This is a genomic window from Chryseobacterium sp. S90, from assembly GCF_047444895.1.
Taxonomy (GTDB): domain Bacteria; phylum Bacteroidota; class Bacteroidia; order Flavobacteriales; family Weeksellaceae; genus Chryseobacterium.
Map to the genome: position 1 here is coordinate 26,719 of NZ_JBLGCX010000002.1, position 19,509 is coordinate 46,227.

At 32.6% G+C, this 19,509-nt stretch carries 14 protein-coding genes; all 14 read left to right on the top strand.

Annotated features, from left to right (window positions below):
* Positions 1 to 92 precede the first annotated feature (92 nt).
* The 14 genes from ACLMCG_RS07880 (at position 93) to asnB (ending at position 19,506) form a co-directional block, all read left to right on the top strand.
* Positions 93 to 2,021, top strand: a complete 1,929-nt coding sequence (locus ACLMCG_RS07880) for a polysaccharide biosynthesis protein (protein ID WP_223600049.1) — start codon at positions 93 to 95, stop codon at positions 2,019 to 2,021.
* Between the two features lie 39 nt (positions 2,022 to 2,060).
* The gene (locus ACLMCG_RS07885; RefSeq protein ID WP_413961110.1) at positions 2,061 to 2,885 is read left to right on the top strand and encodes a polysaccharide biosynthesis/export family protein; all 825 of its coding nucleotides are present in this window, start codon (positions 2,061 to 2,063) and stop codon (positions 2,883 to 2,885) included.
* 6 nt (positions 2,886 to 2,891) lie between these two features.
* Positions 2,892 to 5,282: a GumC family protein gene (locus ACLMCG_RS07890; protein WP_413961109.1), complete on the top strand. Its 2,391-nt coding sequence runs from the start codon at positions 2,892 to 2,894 to the stop codon at positions 5,280 to 5,282.
* The gene (locus tag ACLMCG_RS07895) at positions 5,282 to 6,577 is read left to right on the top strand and encodes a nucleotide sugar dehydrogenase (protein ID WP_413961108.1); all 1,296 of its coding nucleotides are present in this window, start codon (positions 5,282 to 5,284) and stop codon (positions 6,575 to 6,577) included. The genes ACLMCG_RS07890 and ACLMCG_RS07895 overlap by 1 nt, the downstream gene beginning before the upstream one ends.
* Before the next feature lie 6 nt (positions 6,578 to 6,583).
* Complete coding sequence (gene lhgO / locus ACLMCG_RS07900; RefSeq protein ID WP_413961107.1) at positions 6,584 to 7,774, top strand: L-2-hydroxyglutarate oxidase; 1,191 nt, start codon at positions 6,584 to 6,586, stop codon at positions 7,772 to 7,774.
* A 35-nt stretch (positions 7,775 to 7,809) separates the two neighbouring features.
* Complete coding sequence (locus tag ACLMCG_RS07905; protein ID WP_223600054.1) at positions 7,810 to 8,934, top strand: DegT/DnrJ/EryC1/StrS family aminotransferase; 1,125 nt, start codon at positions 7,810 to 7,812, stop codon at positions 8,932 to 8,934.
* 12 nt (positions 8,935 to 8,946) lie between these two features.
* A complete protein-coding gene (locus tag ACLMCG_RS07910) occupies positions 8,947 to 9,519 on the top strand; it encodes an acyltransferase (protein WP_309436254.1) in 573 nt (190 codons plus the stop codon).
* A gap of 10 nt (positions 9,520 to 9,529) precedes the next feature.
* Positions 9,530 to 10,540, top strand: a complete 1,011-nt coding sequence (locus tag ACLMCG_RS07915; RefSeq protein ID WP_413961106.1) for a Gfo/Idh/MocA family protein — start codon at positions 9,530 to 9,532, stop codon at positions 10,538 to 10,540.
* A gap of 170 nt (positions 10,541 to 10,710) precedes the next feature.
* Positions 10,711 to 12,021 (top strand): oligosaccharide flippase family protein, encoded by a 1,311-nt coding sequence (locus ACLMCG_RS07920; RefSeq protein WP_413961105.1) that lies wholly within the window; start codon positions 10,711 to 10,713, stop codon positions 12,019 to 12,021.
* A gap of 6 nt (positions 12,022 to 12,027) precedes the next feature.
* Entirely contained in the window at positions 12,028 to 13,215 is a 1,188-nt protein-coding gene (locus ACLMCG_RS07925) for a glycosyltransferase (protein ID WP_413961104.1), read from the top strand.
* A gap of 34 nt (positions 13,216 to 13,249) precedes the next feature.
* Positions 13,250 to 14,329 (top strand): EpsG family protein, encoded by a 1,080-nt coding sequence (locus tag ACLMCG_RS07930; protein ID WP_414136871.1) that lies wholly within the window; start codon positions 13,250 to 13,252, stop codon positions 14,327 to 14,329.
* Between the two features lie 342 nt (positions 14,330 to 14,671).
* Complete coding sequence (locus tag ACLMCG_RS07935; RefSeq protein ID WP_413961102.1) at positions 14,672 to 16,504, top strand: hypothetical protein; 1,833 nt, start codon at positions 14,672 to 14,674, stop codon at positions 16,502 to 16,504.
* A 22-nt stretch (positions 16,505 to 16,526) separates the two neighbouring features.
* On the top strand, positions 16,527 to 17,654 hold the full coding sequence (locus ACLMCG_RS07940) for a glycosyltransferase (RefSeq protein ID WP_413961101.1): 1,128 nt from the start codon (positions 16,527 to 16,529) through the stop codon (positions 17,652 to 17,654).
* Between the two features lies 1 nt (position 17,655).
* Positions 17,656 to 19,506 carry an asparagine synthase (glutamine-hydrolyzing) gene (asnB, locus tag ACLMCG_RS07945; protein WP_413961100.1) on the top strand — a complete coding sequence of 617 codons (1,851 nt, stop codon included), beginning with the start codon at positions 17,656 to 17,658 and terminating at the stop codon, positions 19,504 to 19,506.
* Positions 19,507 to 19,509 lie beyond the last annotated feature (3 nt).

Consider the following 19,509-nt stretch of genomic DNA (forward strand, 5'->3'; position numbering starts at 1 on the left):
TTTATTTTATTTTTGCATGATTGTATCGGAATTATCTTTGATCAGATGATCAGATATTACACATTAATTAAATATGAACACCAATATAGACAATGTACGATTCTCTTAGAAAAACAATATTTGGAGGGGATAATGTTGTCAATCTCTCAGACGTAAGATATCTTCCTAGATGGATAATTCTTGTAATAGACATTATTATTCTGGTTATATCTTTATTTCTTTCTACTTACATTATCGAAAGAATTACCAAGCAGGAATTTATATACCATGAAGATAAAAGCTTAATCTTTGCTTTTATTATTATGGCGAATACTGCTTTTATGTACCTCTTCAAGACGTATGCCGGAATTATCCGCCATTCAACATTTATAGATTTATTTAAGCTTCTGATATCATGCTTTTGCACAATGCTGACTATCGGAACGATCAATATTCTTTATTTCTGGACCACAGGAGCTAAGTTTATTCTTACTCCTTACCTGATCCTTTATTTTGTAATTTCATTTATGGGATTATTCCTTTTCAGATTATATGTGAAAGAGTTTTTCCATATTGTAAGGGAATACAGAAGAAGTGCACTGAAAAAAAGAATTCTAGTGTTAGGAATTGATGAACAATCAATTGCAATTGCACGTGCCATTCTGGATAATCCGAGCCTGCCTTATCAGGTAGTAGGTTTTTTAACGCAAAGAACAGATTCTAAAAGGGCATCTCTACTAGGAAAACCCATTTACGGAAAACAAAAAATAGAAGAAAACACGAAAGAAGATCTTATTATTGATGGTATTCTCATTGTTAAAGAAATGATGGCCAGAGATGAGATGAACACGTGGGTGAATTTATTTTTAGAGAAGGATCTTAACGTCTTTAAAGCGCCGTCAGTACAAAAGCTGAGAGACAGCGATTTAGGTGGATCTATCAGAAATCTTCAAATTGAAGACTTATTAAATAGAAAGCCTATCAAAATTCAGAATGAAAAAGTAAAGAGCAGACATTTTGATAAAACCGTATTAGTAACTGGTGGAGCAGGATCCATAGGAAGTGAAATTGTAAGACAGGTTGCCAACTTTAATCCTTCTTTAATAGTAATACTGGATCAGGCAGAGACACCGCTTTACGAAATTGAACTTGAAATGAGAGAGAAATATCCTCATATTGCTTTCAAATTTGTTTTAGGAGATGTTTCTAATCATCACAGAATGGAATCCTTATTCCAGACGTATAGATTTTCGATGGTGTACCATGCTGCTGCTTATAAGCATGTACCTTTGGTAGAAGAAAATCCGCATGAAGCAATTTTTGTTAATATATTAGGTTCAAAGATTGTCGCAAAATTATCCAGCAAGTATAAAGTAAACAGATTCGTAATGGTATCTACAGATAAAGCTGTAAATCCTACCAACGTTATGGGAGCTTCAAAACGGGCTGCAGAACTTTTTGTACAGTCACTTCAAAATGTAGAGGGTAATGTTACCAAGTTTATTACAACAAGATTTGGAAACGTATTAGGATCCAATGGTTCTGTAATTCCCCATTTTAAAAAACAGATTGAAGCCGGAGGTCCGGTAACCATCACTCACCCTGAAATTGTAAGATATTTCATGACTATTCCTGAGGCTTGTGAATTGGTACTTCAGGCCGGAACAATGGGAGAAGGTGGTGAAATTTTTGTCTTTGATATGGGTGAACCTGTTAAAATTCTTGACCTTGCGAAAAGAATGATCAAATTATCAGGATTCGAGCCTAATATTGATATTAAGATCATTTATACAGGATTAAGGCCTGGGGAAAAGCTTTATGAAGAACTTTTAAGTGATGATGCGAAAACTCTTCCTACGCATAATGATAAGATTATGATTTCTAAAGACCCTTCTACGGGATTCGAAGAAATAGAGGCGCTTACCACACAAATTACTAAAGCTTCCCTTAGAAGAGATAAAGTAGAAGTAGTAAGGATTCTTAAAACAATAGTGCCGGAATTTCGAAGCAATAATTCAATCTATGAGGCCTTAGATAAATAGGAAAAAAATAAATGTATATTTGTACAATTTAACAAGATAATGAAAGGAAAAATATTAGCAGTAATCTTAGTGTCCTCTTTAGTGATTTCCTGTAAAGTTAATCCCAATGCAAAGAATGATTTAAATTATATGCAGAATATAGAACAGGTTGCAATCAATGCTTCTGCTAAAAATTCTGCAAATACAATTCAAGCAGGGGATCAGCTGGTTATTCTGATCACGGCAAAGGATATGGATGTTGTAAAACCTTTTAATCAGAATTATTCTTCATCAGAACTTATCCAAACAAATGCTATAGCAGGAGGAAATACTCCTAATCAAGGAGCAACAATACTATCAGGTCCAACATATATTGTAGATGCCAATGGAGACATTGATTTTCCAATATTGGGAAAACTGAATACATCAGATAAAAGTTTGACAATATTTAAAGATGAACTAAGGGAAAAAATGACAAAATATGTTATTAACCCGACAATAAACGTTAGACTTTCGAATTTTAAAGTTACAGTACTAGGGGAGGTAAATAGACAGGGTGACTATACTATAGTAAACGGGCAAGCCACTATTTTAAATGCGTTAGGTATGGCTGGTGATTTGACTCAGTATGGAAAAAGAAATGATATATTGGTGGTAAGAACAGAAAATGGCGTTGTTTCTCATGGCCGTATTAATCTTCATGATGCTAATTTAATTAATTCTCCATACTATAACCTGAAACAAGGGGATGCCATTATTGTTTCCTCAAACAATACAAAAGATGTTATGGCAAAACAAAATCCTAACACTGGACTTTATCTGACCGCTATTTCTATTGCGGTTACAGCCGTTGCCGTAGTAGTAAGTTTATTTAATAAGAAATAAAAATTGATGGATAACCAGCAATCTTCAGAATTTTCAGAAGTAGAAAACAACTCAAATAGTATTAGCATTAGTGAAATTATAAAACCATACCTGAGAAAATGGCCTTGGTTTATTATAAGTGCATTTATAGCCCTAGTAATAGGATTTGTAGTGCTTAAATTCATGACACCAATATATAATGTTCAGACTACAGTTTTAATCAAAGATGCAAGGAACTCTTCGCCTATGATGGGAAGTGATCTCGGAGTATTACCAGATTTATCAGGTTTGGGCGGTCTTAAAACAAATAGTATTGCTAATGAAATAGAGATACTGAAATCTAAAAAGATGATGCGCGAGGTTGTTATCAATCAAAATTTACAGGTAAATGTAATAGGAAAAGGAAGAGTTACTAAAATAGAGCTATATAAAAAAACGAACCCAATAGACGTTAAGGTTATTGAAGAAAAACAAACTGATAAGCCTGTAAGCCCTATAAAACTTACAATCGATAAGGATAAACTTGTACTCACTTCGAAAAGTCTGTCAAAAGAAATTATTACAACATATGGGAAAACTATAAGTCTTCCTTTTGCTAATATAATTATAACAAAAAATAAAGAATTCGCTCCGGGTAATCTTGGAGTTGATATGAAAAACCTGGAGTTGCATATTTCTACAGTAAATGAAAAAGTAAATAGTTTACAGGGTGGATTAAGTGTGGATCTGGTTAATAAAGAAGCAACTGTACTTAGATTAGGTCTGAATTACCCACAAATAGTAAAAGCAGAAGATATTCTAAACAATTTAGTTGTAGCCTACAATAATGATGCAATGTCTGATAAAAATTCAGAGTCAAAAAAGACTCTTGATTTTATTGAAGACAGAATCAAAAAGCTATCCGGAGAGCTGGGAGAAGTTGAAGACCAAAAAGAAAACTTTAAGTCCAAAAATAATATTATTGACATAGAAACTGAGGCTAAAATAGGTTTGGAAAGTTCTGCTGCAGCAAGAGGTAAACAATTGGAAATAGATGCACAATTGGAACTTACAAACTCTTTGATTAATTATGTTTCAAATCAAGGACAATACCAAGTTCTGCCTGCTAATGTTGGACTAAATAATACCGAAGCTATAAGTGGAATTTCTACCTATAATCAATTGGTATTACAAAGAAACAGACTTTTGGAGTCTGCAACATCTGAAAACCCTACTGTTATAGATGTTACAAAACAAATTAATGCTATGCGGAGTTCTATTATGCAGAGTCTTCAGAAAAACAAAACAGGACTTGAGCTGGCAAGAAATGAATATTTAGGAGAACAAAGTAAAGTTTCTGGAAAAATATCAAAACTTCCTTCTATTGAAAAAATGTTTAGGAGTATTGAAAGACAGCAACAAATTAAAGAAAATCTGTATTTGTTATTATTGCAAAAAAGAGAAGAAACTGCCATTGCACAATCTATCACTGCTCCGAAAGCTAAGATTGTTGATTCTGCTTATGCATCCGGAGGACCTGTTTCACCTAAAAGAGAGGTCATTTTAGCGGCTTCTTTCATTTTTGGATTATTAATTCCTTTTGCTTTCATTTATCTGACTCAATTGTTTAACAATAAAGTTGTTACAAAACATGATCTTGAAAAGCTGGTGCATGGACCTATTATTGCGGAATTACCAAGCCTTGAAAAAGGTGATTCTGAAATAGTAAAAATGAACGATATTACCCCTATGGCGGAAGCATTTAGAATTCTTATTACCAATATGAATTTCATGCTTTCAAAAGAGAAAAAAGGAAAAGTAGTATTTGTTACTTCAACAGTAAAAGGAGAAGGAAAAACCTTTACTTCTGTAAATTTAGCTTTAACACTTGCCAACCCTAAGAAAAAAGCTATTATCATAGGATCTGATATCAGGAATCCTCAGCTTCAAAGATATAATCCTGCAAGAAAGGGACTCGCCGGACTTACAGAGTATCTTTATGATGACAATACTAAACTTGAAGATATTATTCACGTATCATCTTTTAATCCTTACCTGGATGTAATTTATTCAGGAATGATTCCTCCTAATCCGACAGAATTGTTATCCAATGGTCGTTATGAAATCCTACTAAGCGAGTTGAAAGATAAATATGAATATATTATCCTGGATACCGCACCATTGCTTCTTGTTACGGATACATTCCTTATTGCAGAACTTTCTGATATTACTATTTATGTGTCCAGATCTAAATATACAGAAAAGACGTTATTAGACTTTGCAAATAGCAATATTGATCAGAAAAAAATCAGAAATGTCGGATTTGTACTTAACGATGTAAGCAGAGAGAATTTAGGATATAGCAACAAGTACGGTTATGGTTATAACCAACATACAGAACAATCTTGGTTTCAAAAAATAAAAAATAAACTTAGTTAATGATAACAACATATAAAATAGCAGTTATAGGCCAGGGTTATGTAGGTCTACCTTTATCTCTTGAATTTGCAGATCACTATCCTGTCTTTGGATTTGATATCAATACACAGCGTGTTGAGCAGCTTAACAACGGAAAGGATATAACGCTTGAAGCAGATGTTGATAAATTAAATAACGGACTGAAAAAATATAATGAATCTAATGGTTCTTTAGGATACAAAGCAACAAGTCTGTTGTCTGATATTTCTGAAGCTAATGTATTCATTGTAACAGTTCCTACCCCTATTGATAAATATAATGCCCCGGATCTGAATCCATTGATTTCTGCCTCAAAAATGTTGGGAGAAATTATCAAAAAAGGAGATATTGTTATTTATGAATCTACAGTCTTTCCAGGATGTACAGAAGAAGAATGCGTACCGGTTCTTGAAAAATATTCAGGACTTCAGTTTAACGAAGACTTTTTTGTAGGATACTCGCCGGAAAGAATTAATCCGGGAGATAAGGTAAATACGCTTACAAGTGTTAAAAAAGTAACTTCAGGCTCTACGGAAAAGATTGCCGAAGAAGTTGATAATCTATATAAGAAAATCATTACTGCTGGAACTCACAAGGCACCCAGCATTAAAGTAGCAGAAGCTTCTAAAGCTATTGAAAATGCACAAAGAGACGTTAATATTTCTTTTGTGAACGAATTGGCTTTAATTTTTGATAGAGTAGGAATCGATACCAATGATGTATTGGAAGCTGCAGGTACAAAATATAATTTCCTTAAATATAAACCGGGATTAGTAGGAGGACATTGTATCTCCGTAGATCCTTATTATCTTGCACACAAGGCAGAGCAGTTAGGATACCACCCTGATGTTATCTTATCCGGAAGACGTGTAAACGATTCTATTGCTAAGTTTGTTGCTGCTAAAGTAGTGAAACTTCTTATTGCAAAAGGTGGAGTGATCAAAAATTCTAATGCCTTGATTTTAGGAGTTACATTCAAAGAAAACTGTCCGGATGTCAGAAATACCAAAGTTGTTGATATTTACAGAGAACTTGCTGATTATGGAGTAAATGTAGACATTTATGATCCGTGGGCAAGCAAAGAGGAAGTAAAACACGAATATGGAATTGATATTCTGGATACTTTGCAGGAAGGGAAAAAGTATGATTCTTTAGTTATTGCAGTATCTCATAACGAGTTTCTGGAAATGGATATAGATCAGCTTAAAAAAGAAAATGCTGTGGTTTTTGATACCAAAGCATGTTTAGACAGAAATCTGGTGGATGCAAGACTGTAACAGATAATGAACTATGATATTATAATCATTGGTGCGGGTTTGGTGGGTTTGGCTACAGCCTATCAGACTAAGCTGAAAAATCCTGATTCTAAGATTTTAATTTTAGAAAAAGAAAACGATGTTGCATTGCACCAATCGGGACACAACAGCGGCGTAATCCATAGTGGGATTTATTATAAACCAGGCAGCCTTAAAGCAAAAAACTGTATCGAAGGATATAATTCAGTCATTAATTTTGCCGAAAAACACGGGATTAAATACGACCTCTGCGGAAAAATAATTGTAGCTACCTCACAGGAAGAATTACCCCTTTTAGATAATATTTATAAAAGAGGTATTGAAAACGGTCTGCAAAACTTAAAATACCTTTCAAGAGAAGAATTCCGTGAAATTGAACCTCACTGTGAAGGTATAAGAGCAATAAAAGTGCCACAAACCGGAATTATTGATTATCCGGGAATAGCAAAAAAAATAAAAGAGCTTTTTGAAGAATTAGGAGGCGAAGTAAGATTCAACAATGAAGTAAAAAACATCCTTGATAAAGGATCTGAAATTATTGTAAACACCAATATTTCCGAATTTAAAACCAAAAAGCTGATTTCCTGTGCAGGACTCTATTCTGATAAGATCACCAAAATGACCAACGAAAAAAACGATGTGGTCATTATTCCGTTCAGAGGAGAATATTATAAAATTAAGGATGAAAAAAAATATTTGGTAAAACATCTTATTTACCCGGTTCCTGACCCTAGTTTTCCGTTCCTTGGAGTACACTTTACCAGAATGATTGATGGTAATATCGAAGCTGGTCCTAATGCAGTGCTGGCTTTCAAAAAGGAAGGATATCATTTTTTTGATTTCAATTTCAACGAAACAATGCAGACCATGCTATGGCCTGGATTTAGAAAAATTGTTGCGAAATATGGGAAAACTGGAATGGGAGAAATGCACCGTTCACTTTCCAAATCCGCATTTACAAAAGCTTTACAGAAACTTTTACCGGAAATACAGGAAAATGACCTCGTAGCAGGAGGCTCAGGTGTAAGAGCTCAGGCTTGTGACAGAAATGGAGGACTAATTGATGATTTTGATATCGTAAAAAACGGAAACATCATTCACGTTAGAAATGCACCCTCTCCTGCAGCCACTTCCTGTCTTTCTATAGGAAATAAGATCAGTGAGCTTATCGTGAATTAAAATGCACCTCTACGTGCACTCAAAAAACTAAAGATATGAAAATTCAAATGGTTGACCTTAAAGGTCAATACCTGAAAATAAAAGAAGACGTAGATGCCGGTATCCAGGAATGTATAAACAATACAGCATTTATTAACGGTCCTGCTGTAAAAGAATTTCAACAGGATTTTGAAAAATATTTGGGCGTAAAACATGTTATTCCATGTGCTAACGGAACAGACGCCCTTCAAATTGCCATGATGGCACTTGATCTGCAACCCGGTGACGAAATTATCTGCCCGGCTTTCACTTACGTAGCTACAGCTGAAGTTATTGGTCTTTTAGGATTAAAACCGGTAATGGTGGATGTAAACGAAGATACTTTTGATATTGAGCTGGAAGATTTACAAAAATATCTGACACCCAATACCAAAGCAATTGTTCCCGTTCATTTATATGGCCAAAGTGCCAACATGCAAAAGATTCTTGAATTTGCAGAAAAACACAATCTTTTTGTTATAGAAGATAATGCTCAGGCAATTGGTTCTGATTATACTTTTTCTGATGGAACTGTCAAAAAGACAGGGACTATCGGCCATATAGGATGTACCTCATTTTTTCCATCAAAAAACCTTGGTTGCTATGGTGATGGAGGTGCGTTAATGACGAATGATGATGATCTGGCTTTAAAAATAAGAATGATTGCCAACCATGGTCAGGAAAAGAAATATTATCATAAAGTTTTAGGCTGTAATTCCAGATTGGATACAATTCAGGCAGCTGTTTTAAAAGTTAAGTTAAAACATTTGGACAAATATTCAGCAGCCAGAAACAGGATGGCTGATTATTATGATAAAAATCTTGCAGATATTGCCGAAATTCAAACTCCCAAAAGAGCTGAAAACTCTACTCATGTATTCCATCAGTATACCCTTAGAGTAAAAAATGGGAAAAGAGATGAACTACAAAAATACTTGGCAGAAAAGAATATTCCAAGTATGATATATTATCCTTTGCCCCTTTATAAGCAAGAAGCTTTTCTTCAATATGTAGAAGAAGGCTTTAGCCTTCCTGTTACGGAACAACTTTGCACCGAAGTGATTTCCCTTCCCGTACATACAGAATTTGATCAGGAAGTATTAGATGTTATTGTTACAGAAATTAAGAATTATTTTAATTAATATAAAGCAGATATGTCAGATTTTTTTGCACACGAAACAGCTGTTATTGATGAAGGTTGCCAGATAGGGACCGGAACGAAAGTTTGGCATTTTTCACACCTTATGACCGGCTGTGTTTTAGGAGAAAAATGTAATATAGGACAAAACGTTGTTATTTCTCCAAAAGTAGTGTTAGGAAAGAATGTAAAAGTTCAGAATAATGTTTCTATTTATGAAGGAGTAACATGTGACGATGATGTCTTTTTAGGCCCTTCAATGGTTTTTACCAACGTAATAAATCCTAGAAGTGCTGTAAACAGAAAGAATGAATATCTGAAAACACATGTTGGAAAAGGTGCATCTATAGGAGCGAATGCAACTATTGTCTGTGGACATAATATAGGTCAGTATGCTTTTATTGGAGCAGGAGCTGTAGTCACAAAAGAAGTGCCGGATTATGCCTTGGTGGTAGGAAACCCGGCCAGACAAATGGGGTGGATGAGTGAATTTGGGCAAAGACTTCATTTTGATGCAGAAAATATTGCCGTTTGTGAAGAAAGTGGAGAAAAATACAAATTAGAAAATAACAAAGTTTCTAAAATTTAAAAACAAACAAATGAGTGAAAAAATCAAATTTGCAGTAGTTGGCTGCGGACATATCGGAAAAAGACATGCCGAAATGATCTCAAGAAATGAGGAATGTGAATTGGTTGGATTAATCGATATTAAAGATAAATCTGTACTGGGCATTGAAAATTATAAAGTACCCTTTTTTGCTTCATTGGATGAATTTTTGGCTTCCGGGATTGAAGTGGATGTTATTAACATCGCATCACCAAACGGATTCCACTTTGAACAGTCTTATAAAGTGATAGATTCAGGAAAGCACGTTGTGGTAGAAAAACCAATGGCTCTGAAAAAACAGCATGCCGAAAAACTTATTTTTCAGGCATTGCACAAGCATAAGCAAGTTTTTGCAGTAATGCAAAACAGATACTCTCCACCTTCGGCGTGGGTAAAAGAAATGGTAGAGAGCGGAAAACTTGGTAAAATATATATGGTTCAGCTTAATTGCTACTGGAATCGTGATGACCGATATTATAAACCGGAATCATGGCATGGAAAGAAAGAGCTGGATGGGGGAACCTTATTTACACAGTTTTCTCACTTTATAGATATTATGTATTGGTTATTCGGTGATATTACCAATATTCAGGCAAAATTTGCAGATTTTAATCATGAGACGCTAACTGATTTTGAAGACTCAGGCTTCGTTAGCTTTGATTTTGTAGACGGAGGAATGGGATCATTAAATTATTCTACTTCAGTGTGGAATCAGAATCTTGAAAGTTCCATGACAATCATTGCAGAACATGGAGCCGTGAAAATCGGAGGACAGTACATGGATAAAGTAGAAGTTTGTAATATAAAAGACTATGTAATGCCGGAATTAGCTCCAACGAATCCTGGAAATGATTATGGTGCTTACAAAGGATCTGCGGCTAATCATCACTTTATCATTGAAAATGTTGTAGATGTATTAAAAGGAAGAAATACTATCACTACTAATGCTTTAGAAGGGCTTAAAGTGGTGGATATTATAGAAAGAATATATGCGTATAAATAATATTAATAATTTAGACGTTGTTATCTGATATTGTTAATGTTTTGTGTTTTTAGAAGGCTGTTGTTTCTCTTTTAAACCTGATTAACTTTTTTGTCAGCAGAAAATTACCGTTTTTTGGAAAGGTAATTAATTTTTAATATTATATGAATGTTGAGTAGAACCAATTATACATGATAAAACTTTTTAATCGTTTAAAAGCCTTTTTACTTTCTAATATTCCCAAGAAAATGGGACAGGGGATTTTTTGGGCCACCCTAGCTTCCGTGGTGAGTCAAGGAATAATGCTTTGTTCAATGTTTATAACGGCAAGGTATTTAGGACTTAAACTTTATGGGGAATTTGCTATGCTTAAATCAACCATCAGTACATTTACATTATTTGCTGGATTGGGGATAGGGCTTACCACCACGAAATTTATATCACAATATAAAAATAATGATAAAATAAAAGCAGGAAAAATTATGGCACTTGCTATAATATTCACCTATTTATCGGCAATATTGATTGTTGCACTTATTTGTATTTTTGCCCCCTATATTGCAGCTGAATATTTAAATGCGCCACATTTGGATGGAGAAATAAGGTTTAGCAGTTTAATAATTCTTCTCTGCGCATTGAATGGTTTGTATAATGGAAGTTTAATTGGATTTGAGGCATATAAATCTGTAGCTAAAGTCAGCATTATTTCTACAATCCTTTTTTTTCCATTGCAGCTTATATTGTTTAAAGTATATTCAAATTTATACGCAGCATTAATTGGATTAGCAATATTTTATTTATTTAATTTCTTAGTAGGTCATTTTGAAGTTAAAAAGAAAATAAAAGAGTTTGGTATTAAGGTCGATTATTTTAACTGTTTGGACCAGCTTCCTATCCTATATAAATTTACGTTACCTGCATTTTTATCAGGAATAATGATTACACCTGTTTTATGGGTTTGTAATATGATACTTGTTCATCAGGTGAATGGATATAAAGAAATTGCAATCTTTGATGCTGCTAATCAGTATAGAACTGCAATTCTATTTTTACCTGGAGTTTTTTCTCAAATAGCAATACCTATGTTTTCAAGGAATAATGAAAGTTCTAATTTTAATAAGATATTGAAAATTAATATTTTGGTAGTTTTTACAGTAACGGTTTCTGTCGCATTATTAGTATACTTTCTATCGGAATTTCTAATGAATTTTTATGGGAAAGGATTTATAGGAGGAAGTAATGTATTGGTTATTCTGGCAATTTCAGCAATTCTAAGTTCTATAAATAGTGTTTTTGGTCAGGCCTTAGTGGGTAAAGGATTAATGTGGTCAGGATTTTTGATGAATTCTGTTTGGGCATGTGCTCTATTAAGTTTTGCTTATTATTATACCTTATCCAATGAAGGAGCAATGGGATTTGCAAAAGCTTATTTGTTTTCATATGCCATTCATTCTGTTATTCAGCTTCTATTCTTTAAATATCACCTTCGTCAAAAATCTTAATTTATTATGAAAGAAAAAAAGAGAGCACATTTGGTTTTTTTGAAGACTAATCTAAATTTTGATGGTCGTGTTTTTTCATTAATAAATACACTATCATTTGCTTACACTAATGATGAAATTATTGTATATAACTATGATGTAAATGTAGATGAAACAATCAGATTACAAAAAAATACAAGAATTATATATTTTAAATCGTTTTTTGAAAAGTTTAATAAATTTAAAGTATTCAGAGCACTGCGATTGTTAGAGTATAGTATAAATTCTTTTTTTAAATTAATATATTATCGACCAGAATCAATACAGCTGCACCATGAAGTTACCTTGATAGCACCTTTATTATACAAGTTTTTTAATAGAAAAGTTACATTAGTTTATGATGATAAAGAGTTCTATCATTATAAAAATAAAAATATTTCACCATTTTTTTATTTTATTGAAAAATCTATAATCCGATGGAGCGAATTACTTATTATTACGAATGAGTATAGAAGAAAGGCTGTTTTCAAGATGAACAAAAATAAAATTAAAAAACATATTATAGTTGATAATTTTGAGTTCAAAAATCAGTTTTCTAGAAAAATCAACAATATTTTACTTGATAAATTAAATCTAATAAAAAACGATAATAAAAAGATTTTATTGCATCAGGGGGTGATAAGTAAAGAAAGAGGGGCGAAAAAGTTAGTTGATGTAATAGAAACACTTCCTTTCGATTGGAAATTATGTTTTATTGGAGTTTCACAAAATGATTATGAAAAGTTTGAACAGATTTTAAAAGACGAACTAAAAAATAAAATTAAAAATTTCGGATATGTTGACTATAATGAATTAAGTGATTTTTATAAGTATGTAGATGGTGCAGTACTATTTTATGATGTTTATAATTTTAATAATAAGTATTGTGCCCCTAACCGTCTTTATTCTGCAGCAAATAATGGTGTACCAATTATTGTTAATGAAGATAACTTTACGTTAAGTACATTTGTAAGAAAATTTAAAAATGGTGTATGTTTTTCAGGAATTGATGATTTGAAAATATTTTTCAGTAATTATTCTTATTTCAAAAAAAATGCTGATATTATGAAAAATAACTATGAGCATAAAGAAATGATTCCTGAATTGTATAAATTTTATAAAAATGATGTATTACCTATTTCCTATTTTGTTTGGCTTTTTCTACAGCTTCAATAGGAAACGTTTTAAAATAGATGATAAAGTAAAAAAAATGATAGAGAAATTTTGTATTTATTTCTCTGTCTTTATATTTTGTGGTGGCTATATGACCGGTAGTGACTGGGTAAGTTATGAAGTATTGTATAAAGATTTCAATATTGATGCCTTTAGCAGAATAGATAAAGAACCCGCTTTTTATCTTTTAATTCTTTTATTTAAATCCCTTGGGTTTTCCTTTTTCTTTTTCTTGATTATTATGAAAATTATAGTATTTTTTATAATAGTCAAATTTTTAAGAAAATATAGTCAGGATCGTTTTTTACTCTCTTTTTCTGTTTTTTTATGTACTAATGCTCTCTTTATATTTGTAGATAACCCATTGAGGTATATGATTGCTTTGGGTGTTATAGTTCTGGCATTAGATTTTTTAATCCAAAAGAAACTTGCCTATTTTATACTGTTTATTCTTTTAGCTTCCATGTTTCACGTCAGCAGTATAATAGTAATTATTGCTTATTTTTTCAGGATTCAAAGATTATCAAATTTAAAAATATTTTTTATCTACATTATCCTTACTTTATCCTGGACACCTAAAAATATTATCAATATCCTTGATATGCTTCCTGGCTGGCTTAATTTTTTAATAGGATCATATTATAGGAGATTTATAGAAGAACAAAATGATAGTTATTTTAGTATTGGATGGTTTTTTACCCACTTTCTTTTTCTATTTATTCTGTTCAATAGGAAAAAAATCATCGCATCCTCCTCATTTGGTATGACTGTATTCAATATGAGTATACTCTATTTCTTTTTAATCGCCACAGTTGGGCTTATCCCAACTTTTTTTAGAGTTCCAATATATTTTGCAGTCTTTTTATATATAGCATTAGCAATAAGTTTAGATGATATATTTAAAAAAAATATTCTCATTAAGTTATTTTTTGTATTATATATGATTCTGGCCAATGTTAAAAATATATATTCAACTTATGTCTATATTCCTTATTCAAGTTATTTTGTTCATCTTTTTAAAATAGATTTACCCTATGAATATAGAATACAATATAATAAAAATGAATATTTTAAAAGAACAGGTGAAGCTCCACCAGAATATATTCCAAGTGAGTAAATAGTAATCAAATAAACCTCTAGAGTGAAAAAATATTAATAAATGGCTCCTTTATATCAGGCATTTAAGGACTCAGAATTTGAAACTAGGATCCTGTTAATAAGATATGCTAGTAAAAGAATAGTTGATTTTATTGTATCTCAAGCAAACTAATCTTTAAAAGAAGAGTATTAATGTTTTTTGTGAAAATAGTTATTTAAATATATTTTTTTGATATGATATATTTTTTGACTTCAGATTGACAAATGTCAAAAATATTATTTAAATATGCAAAAAATATTAATTAGAATTTTTAGAAAAAACTGATTGATAAAAATATAATGATTAAAAAAAATAAAACAAATGTGTGGAATTTTTGGTGTTGTATCGAACACCAGCATTAATAGACAAAAATTTCAAACTCTGGTCAAACATTCCGAACAAAGAGGAGTAGATTCTAGTGGTTTGATTTATTATCAAAATAATCAATATAAGGTAAACAGAGCTGATTACAGCATTGAAAAATTACTGAACAAGGTAAAACCATATGATAACAATATTGTTTTAGGACATAGCAGGTTGATTACAAATGGGCTGGGAGATAACCAACCGGTAATCAGAGGAAATATATGTGCAATACACAATGGAATTATTGTAAACGAAGAGGAAGTCTGGAGCAAGTTATCAATAAGCAGACAATTAAAAATTGATTCTGAAGCTATTGTTGCTATCGCAGAAGAGTTTCTTCATAATAATGACAATAAAATAGAAGATCTTCCTAAAAAGATACTTTCTTTATGTCAGGGAGTTATTGCCTGTGCTCTTGCTTTGCCGGAAAAAGGGAAACTGCTTCTCTTTTCTAATAATGGCAGCTTATATGTAGGGTATAATGAGGATAAAACTTATTTCGCATCAGAAAGCTATGGACTTAGAATTATTGGATGTGAAAATATTACCCAGATCAAAGAAGAATCTTTGATTCTGGATATTCCAATTTCACAAGAAAACCTGTCAGTTACGGACGAAAAGAGCAGAGTTGAAGATTTAATTCCCGAGTTTAAATTTAATACTATTGAAGAAAATCTACTTGAATATAAAAAGCTAAACATCAAAAGATGTACCAAATGTATTCTTCCGGAGACAATGCCTTTTATAAAATTTGATGAAGTAGGGGTATGTAATTATTGTAAAAGCTATAAACCAAGAAATAATCCTAAACCGAAAGAAGAAATATTTAAGCTGGTTGAACCATACAGAAGAAAAGGGAAGGAACTGGACTGTATTGTCCCTTTTTCAGGAGGTAGAGATAGCTGCTACGGACTACATCTTATTGTAAAAGAGCTGGAAATGAAACCCGTTACCTATACTTATGATTGGGGAATGGTAACAGACCTTGGACGAAGAAATATTAGCCGTATGTGCGCAGATCTTGGTGTGGAAAACATTATTGTGGCTGCAGATATTTCATTGAAAAGAAAGAATATCAGGATGAACCTTGAAGCATGGCTTAAATCACCCCATTTGGGAATGATGGCAATGCTTACAGCAGGGGATAAACATTTCTTTAGATATGTGGAGGATATCAAAAAACAAACAGGAATTAATCTAAATCTTTGGGGAGTAAATCCATTAGAAGTAACTCACTTTAAAACAGGTTTCTTAGATATAGAGCCAGATTTTGAAGAAAAAAGAGTATATAGTCATGGTGCTATGAAACAGCTGAGATATCATTCTAAAAGATTCAGAGCAATGATGGAGAGCCCTGGATATTTCAATAGTTCACTTTGGGATACTCTCTCAGGAGAATACTATCGCAGCTTCACTGAAAAAGAGGATTATTACCATATTTTTGATTACTGGAGATGGGATGAGGAGCAGGTTGACAATACTCTTTTAAACGATTATAATTGGGAAAAAGCAATAGATACTACTACTACCTGGAGAATTGGTGATGGGACAGCTGCTTTTTATAATTATGTATATTATACTGTAGCCGGGTTTACGGAGCATGATACTTTCAGAAGTAATCAGATTAGAGAGGGGCAAATAACAAGAGAAAAAGCTTTGGAACTTGTTGAATTAGAAAATACTCCACGTTATCAGAATATCAGGTGGTATCTGGATACTTTAGGGCTCGATTTTGAAAGGGTAATTAAAATCGTAAATAAAATTCCGAAATTGTATTTAGAAAAATAATTTCAAGTCCAAAATCCAATTAATGAATAAAAAATACGCATTTCACATATGCCATCTGACGAGTGTTCATCCAAGAAATGATTCTAGAATATTTCATAAGATGTGTAAAAGTCTGGCATCTAAAAATGTTAAGATAACTTTGGTAGTTGCTGACGGTAAAGGCAACGAGGTGGTGGACAATGTAGAAATTATAGATATTGGAGCCCCGGCTGGTAGATTGAAAAGAATTACACAAACTACCTTTGAAATCTTTAATAAAGCTAAAGAACTCAACGCCGATGTATTTCATCTTCATGATCCTGAATTGCTTTTAATAGCAAAGAAATTGAAAAAATTAAATAAAAAAGTAATCTTTGATTCCCACGAAGATACGGTAAACACTATTTTAGTTTCACCTTATTTAAAATTTCCTGTTTCAAATATAATTTCCACATTATATGAGAAGTTTGAATGCTACACTTGTAAAAAGATAGATGGAGTAATTGGTGCTACGCCTCATATTGAAAACTATTTTAAAAAGTTTGCCAGACAAACTGAAAATATCAATAATTATCCTATCTTATCTGATAATAAACCGGAACAAATTTCCTGGGATCAAAAACAGAATGAAGTATGCTATGTAGGATCTATTGATGATACAAGAGGCATTAAAGATCTGATGGATTCATTGGCGCTTACAAAGTCACAGGTCAGACTGAATCTGGCAGGTATGTATTCTTCCCCCACTTTGGAAGAAAAGATAAAACTGCATCAAGAGTATCACCTTGTCAATGATTTTGGATATGTAAATTCTGAAGAAGTGGAAAATATTTATAATCGTTCCTTGGCTGGTGTGGTTACTTTGCATCCTATCCCAACATTTTTAGTGAGTCTGCCTATAAAAATGTTTGAATACATGGTTGCAGGAATTCCTTTTATTGCTTCAGATTTCCCATACTGGAGGAATTTATTGAAAGGGAGTGAATGTTGTATTTTTGTAGACCCTCAGAAACCTAAGGAAATTGCTAATGCAATTGATTACTTTATTCTTAACAGAGAAAAAGCGAAACAAATGGGTGAAGTGGGAAGAAAATTAGTCTATGAAAATTTTTCATGGGAAAGCCAGTCCGAGAAATTATTAACGTTTTATCAAAAAGTTTTATCAAACTAATATGTGCGGAATAACAGGTGCAATAGAATTTAAAAGATCACAAAACCTCGATTTTAAAGAAGGAAGTGATTTACATAATTATATACGAAGAAGAGGACCGGATTACTATGGAGTTGAAAAAACAGAATATGCAGATTGGTCGGTAACGCTGGCTCACTCAAGGCTGGCTATTATAGATCTTTCAGGAGCATCTAACCAACCAATGATTTCTGATGATGAAAGATATAGCCTCACTTATAATGGTGAAATATATAACTATCAGGAAATCAGACAAGAGTTGGTGTCTAAGGGTTTTGCTTTCAGGACAAAAGGAGATACTGAAGTTCTTTTAAGAGCATGGGAGTGCTGGGGTGAAGCTTGCTTGAATAAGCTGAACGGAATGTTTGTTTTTGGTTTATTTGATAAGATAAAAGGAGAATTCTATCTGGTAAGAGACCGATTTGGAATTAAACCATTAATTTATACCTTTTTTGATGGGCAGTTACTATTTTCTTCTTCGATAGCTTCTGTAGCGAAACAAATAAATCAGGAGATAGATCTGGAATATTGTTCCAGTGGAATAAGATTTGGTTTTTTCGAAGGATATGAAGATAGAACTCCTTTCAAAAATGTAAAATATCTTTTACCGGGATCATTGATGAAATGTAAACTGGGAGAAGAACTGAAAACAGAGACTAAGATCTGGTATTCTCTGGAAGAGCAGGTTGCAAAAAAAAGAAAGGAACTGGAGTCATTAAGCCCTAGTGAACTCATTCTGCAAGGAAAAACTCTGTTGGAAAATTCAACAAAAATACGTTTACGAAGTGATGTACCCCTCGCTATTTCTTTGAGCGGTGGAGTAGATTCTTCCTCTATAGCTGCAATTACTTCAAAAGAAGTTGATCATCTCATGGCTTTCAGCTATGGAGCCCCTGATCACCCAAAATCAGAAGGCCCTGTTATTAATAAGTTTGCAAAAGATAAAAATATTAATGTTGAGTATATTCACCATTCTTATACCGCACAAGAAATGGGGAATATTTATGATCAAACTATGCAGGCGCAGGAATCTCCATTTCTTGGCTTGAGTATTATTGCACAGCACGAAGTATACAAGCAGGTAAAAGAAAGGAACATTAAAGTATTATTAGGCGGTCAGGGAGGTGATGAAATTTTTGCTGGATATAGGAAATTTTTCATAGTTGCATTGCGGAAAGCAATGGAAAAGAAAGAAATTCTACCTGGCTTACAATATTTTCACTCATTAGCTCTTATGTTGATATTTGAAGTAAAACAAATAAAAACATATTGGAATGAAAAAAACAGATATCTGAAGACAACAGGAAAAGATACATCGTTCCTGGATTGCTTACCGGAAATTTCTTTAAATCTGTTTGAAAATTCATCGCTATCAGACAGACAGATTTCAGATATCCAAAAATATAGTATCCCTTCCCTTTTAAGATATGAAGATAGAAACTCAATGTATTTTTCTATCGAGAGCAGGCTGCCTTTTATGGACTACAGATTGGTAGAATTTGCTTTAGCATTGCCGGATTTACTTAAAATTAAAAATGGTTATGGAAAATGGATATTACGTGAAATGATGAAGAAAGATGTACCTGGATATATTCTTAAGAACCGTTTGAAAAGAGGCTTTGATGTTACACAGAATTGGGTAAATGATGGTGTGGGAGAAAGAATAAAATCAAATATTTTAGAAAATAAATCTAAAGCCAAAGATTTTGTATCAGACTTCAGCAGATTGGAAAACAGTCTCACAATTGAGAACCTTAATAACAGTAATGTTCTGAATGAAGCAATTATGCTTGATTTCCTAATTGATCCAATTAAAAACCCAACCTCGCACTAGTGA

Bases quoted from the DNA above. Each gene is read 5' to 3' on its own strand.
- ACLMCG_RS07880 (WP_223600049.1), top strand. From the start codon at position 93: ATGTACGATTCTCTTAGAAAAACAATATTTGGAGGGGATAATGTTGTC.
- ACLMCG_RS07885 (WP_413961110.1), top strand. From the start codon at position 2,061: ATGAAAGGAAAAATATTAGCAGTAATCTTAGTGTCCTCTTTAGTGATT.
- ACLMCG_RS07890 (WP_413961109.1), top strand. From the start codon at position 2,892: ATGGATAACCAGCAATCTTCAGAATTTTCAGAAGTAGAAAACAACTCA.
- ACLMCG_RS07895 (WP_413961108.1), top strand. From the start codon at position 5,282: ATGATAACAACATATAAAATAGCAGTTATAGGCCAGGGTTATGTAGGT.
- lhgO (WP_413961107.1), top strand. From the start codon at position 6,584: ATGAACTATGATATTATAATCATTGGTGCGGGTTTGGTGGGTTTGGCT.
- ACLMCG_RS07905 (WP_223600054.1), top strand. From the start codon at position 7,810: ATGAAAATTCAAATGGTTGACCTTAAAGGTCAATACCTGAAAATAAAA.
- ACLMCG_RS07910 (WP_309436254.1), top strand. From the start codon at position 8,947: ATGTCAGATTTTTTTGCACACGAAACAGCTGTTATTGATGAAGGTTGC.
- ACLMCG_RS07915 (WP_413961106.1), top strand. From the start codon at position 9,530: ATGAGTGAAAAAATCAAATTTGCAGTAGTTGGCTGCGGACATATCGGA.
- ACLMCG_RS07920 (WP_413961105.1), top strand. From the start codon at position 10,711: ATGATAAAACTTTTTAATCGTTTAAAAGCCTTTTTACTTTCTAATATT.
- ACLMCG_RS07925 (WP_413961104.1), top strand. From the start codon at position 12,028: ATGAAAGAAAAAAAGAGAGCACATTTGGTTTTTTTGAAGACTAATCTA.
- ACLMCG_RS07930 (WP_414136871.1), top strand. From the start codon at position 13,250: ATGATAGAGAAATTTTGTATTTATTTCTCTGTCTTTATATTTTGTGGT.
- ACLMCG_RS07935 (WP_413961102.1), top strand. From the start codon at position 14,672: ATGTGTGGAATTTTTGGTGTTGTATCGAACACCAGCATTAATAGACAA.
- ACLMCG_RS07940 (WP_413961101.1), top strand. From the start codon at position 16,527: ATGAATAAAAAATACGCATTTCACATATGCCATCTGACGAGTGTTCAT.
- asnB (WP_413961100.1), top strand. From the start codon at position 17,656: ATGTGCGGAATAACAGGTGCAATAGAATTTAAAAGATCACAAAACCTC.